The sequence below is a fragment of the Prosthecobacter sp. genome, assembly GCF_049294395.1.
In the GTDB taxonomy this organism is placed as follows: Bacteria; Verrucomicrobiota; Verrucomicrobiia; order Verrucomicrobiales; family Verrucomicrobiaceae; genus Prosthecobacter.
On sequence record NZ_JBAQCR010000076.1, the window covers coordinates 1 to 3,413 of the forward strand.

2 protein-coding genes are annotated in these 3,413 nt (G+C 58.6%); one reads left to right on the forward strand and one right to left on the reverse strand.

Annotated features, from left to right (window positions below):
* Positions 1–277 precede the first annotated feature (277 nt).
* Positions 278–1,627, reverse strand: coding sequence for a sulfite exporter TauE/SafE family protein (locus WAW39_RS05280; protein ID WP_422316511.1), 1,350 nt, complete (start codon positions 1,625–1,627; stop codon positions 278–280).
* A gap of 387 nt (positions 1,628–2,014) precedes the next feature.
* Between WAW39_RS05280 and WAW39_RS05285 the strand changes: the two genes are divergently transcribed.
* The gene (locus tag WAW39_RS05285) at positions 2,015–2,863 is read left to right on the forward strand and encodes a hypothetical protein (RefSeq protein WP_422316513.1); all 849 of its coding nucleotides are present in this window, start codon (positions 2,015–2,017) and stop codon (positions 2,861–2,863) included.
* The last annotated feature ends 550 nt before the right edge of the window (positions 2,864–3,413 follow it).

The following is a 3,413-nucleotide window of genomic DNA, read 5'->3' on the forward strand; positions in this document are numbered from 1 at the left end:
GTGAATCTTCCTCAGCCCCTGCCCCCACGAGACGCTCGAAAGCGGCAGCTCCGATGCAGGCTTGCGCCGTGCATCTGCGCGACCGCACTCCAAATTCGCGCTGCAAGCTCACGCCTCCCATATGGACTGCGGTCGCGAAGTGAGGCACGAACGCAGCTACCGCTTTCGCCGTCCTCGGTGACTCCCACATACCACAAACCACCCGAATGCGGCAGCCAAAGCAGCTTCGCAAGCCCCATCACCCCACGCCCGCCACACCCCTTCGAAATCCACAGCCTCAATGCCCATGCCCGGGCCCGTATACCAGCCCATGCCATCCCGCCCAGGCCATGTAGCCCGCCAGCACCGTCAGCAGCACGCATGACACATACGGCGCCTTGCGCATCCACTCGCCAAAGCCGCTGAATCTCTTCTGCGCATGCTGCACGCTCCACGCCGCCGCCGCGCCCACCGTCACCATCGTCAGCGCCAGGCCAAAGCTGAACGCCCCCACGATCGCAAAGCCCAGCGCCACCTTCTTCAGCTGCAGGCACACCAGCAAAATCGTAAACGCCGCAGGGCAGGGCATCAGCCCGCCCGTGATCCCAAACATCACGATTTGCGGCGTCGTCACGTGCTTGCTGCCAAACCTCCGCGCGATGTCCTCCGCATGCGCCCGCTCATGAGCATCCTGGTACACATCCCCCTCCGGCCGCACCTCCTCCGCCACCACCGGCGCGTGACTGTGGCTCTGCCCAGGCTCGTGCGCCGCCTTCGCAAACTTCAGCCGGTACGTATGCGCATGATCCGCATGGCCCAGCGTCAGCGTCGCCATGAACTCATGCGGCTCCGGCAGCATCGCCGTCGCCTCCCAGAAGCCCGCCCCCGGCTCAAACTGAAACACCTGCGTGCTCCCATCCAGCCGCGCCGTCTCCAGCTTCAAAGAATTGCCCTTCGGCAGCGGCACCGCAGCACCGCCCGCCGTGCACGGATAAATCCGAAAGCGTGGCGGCACCCCGTCCTCATGCACCGCGATCTCCAGCCACCCATGCCCCGTGTCCAGCAGCATCCCCCCATGCGCCCCATGCGTGCGCTTACCGGCCGCCCGCAGACTCGGCACCTTGAATCCCACCGGCAGCGCCACCTCATGCGCAAACTCACCCGCAGCACCATCTCCATCGCCATGCTCATGAGCATGCGCGTGCCCATGCCCGTGCGAATGCCCATGCGAATGCCCATGCGCATCTCCGTGGTCATGCTCATGTGAATGTGAATGCCCATGCCCCATTCCATGCGCCTCAGCCTCCGCCACCTCACGCCGCGTCCTGATAAACATCCACACCGCCAGCGCGAAAATCAGCACCGCAGAGCCCAGCTGCAGATACGGCTCCACCGTCTCCGCATTCCACTCCCCGCCGTAGTGCAGCGCCACCGCCGCCAGCACCCAGATCAGCAGCGAGTGCGATGCCGCCGCCGAAAGCCCCAGCAGCACCGCCTGCCACACCGTCCCCCGGATCGCGATGATAAACGCCGCCATCATCGTCTTCGAGTGCCCCGGCTCCAGCCCATGCAGCGCCCCCAGCAAGATCGCCACAGGCACATACAGCCACGCATGGCCGCTGCTCAGGTAGTCAGAGAAAGAATTCATCGCAGGAAAGTAGTGGTGAGCTTTAGCTCACTCTGGGGGGGGCGCAGGTAGAAACGTTTCAAGACGAGCCAAAGCTCTAAACAAACTTTGAGCCGCAAAAAAAAACATCCACTCCAAGCACCACCCCACACTCTGCACCCACTTCCTCCAGCCCGCCGGACCCATTTTCAAAAATTCTCCCTCTGGAAACCAACGGCCCCTGCGTCCTTCATTAACCCACCTCCCTCGTTGTGCTGTAGCTGAAGGTCCATGAATGACGCCATGTTCAAAGCTGGGCTTGAATAGAGAGGCTCAATGTCTCAAAATCAGGGGTGAATATTGATTGATGCTGGCTGAATGCCGAGCAGCCTTTTCAGCTGTGTGCTCGCAAACTTGAAGCTGACCTTTATGATCAAACAATTCTTGGTTTTTATGGTCGGCGGTCTGTTGATTGTTGGTGTGATGTGCAAAAAGCATACGCCAAAAGATGCTCCGGAAGTCACGAACATAAATGGTGCCATTTTGGTCTACCCTGTCACATCTGATGCAGGGATGGTCGGTATGCTTGATCAAATAGCAGTCTTTAACTGGCTGAAATTTGACCTTCAAAGCAACAAGGGGGCGAAATTAGAAAATGAATCCGACTTCACTTGGACATCTGGGCGCTATGCAGGCGACGACAGCAGCACTGTGCTCTTGCTGAATCAACGGCCTGACTGGAAAAAGTTAAAATCCTGGCAGCAGAACCATTCGGTTCTCTTTTCTAAGCTGGTTCAGAGCGGCTACTTGTTAAACACAAAAATATATGGTCATATCTATCCAGTTGCCTCACAAAAAGTCAGCACATCTGAAAACATTGTTTTCGTCGGTGTAGATATTGGTGCTGTGAAACCCGTGCAGTTCAAGCTGACGAATCAATCTGAGCTCGATTTGGTCAGGTCACACACAGACCGGTGGAATCTCGTGTTTAGGGACAAGTCGAAAACATTGAGCTGCATATGGAGTGCAGGAAATGGCCGCATCTCCGAAGGTGTGCTGAGTGCCTTCATAAATGTGCCGTGTTCGGTCGAAGGCTGGCTGGTTCTTGATGTGCCCGACATTAGCAAGCGGGGGAAGGGCTTTCCTTTGATCTCCATCGAAATCCCAGGCAGGCTTCAGGATGAAGAGTGTGTTTCGATTGGCTTGGATCTGACCCAAGGACGTTCCCCGCTAGAACTTCCTGATTGGGTGAAAGTGGCACCTCCAATGGAGGAATAGCCCAGCTTCACCACATGGGTTGCAGAGTTTGAAGGAAGGGATTCTCCGCCCCCTCGGCCTCTCTGCTCCTCTGCGGCAAAATCGAACGTCCCACCCCTCCATCCCAAGGATCTCTCTCCATCACCCCCAACGCCCCGCACAGCCATGGTAGGAACTGGTAGGGACGCGCTGTGTCGCGTCCGTAGAATCCTTCCTCCCATCGCCACCTGCCACCCAAAGCCCACCCCCTTTCAAAACGCCCCCGCCTCAAACACTCCAAACCCCGCCCACCGCTCCCTTCGAACCAACAGCCAAGAACAGCCCTCCAAAAATTTAATTTGCATTTCACCCCCTCATTTTCGCCCCCGCATCATCGCCGCCCATCCCGCTTGCTTATCACCTCCACACCATGCCTTGTACCCGCAGGTGCACCCGCCCGCGCATGAAGAACCGCGCAGGCATCGCCGGAGATCATTCCGTCGCTCACATCACATCCCACCACGAGCCCAGCCCGCTCGTGGCCAGCTCATTGACAACCCCACCACCCCCAGAACGCACCCAGCCCCGCCCC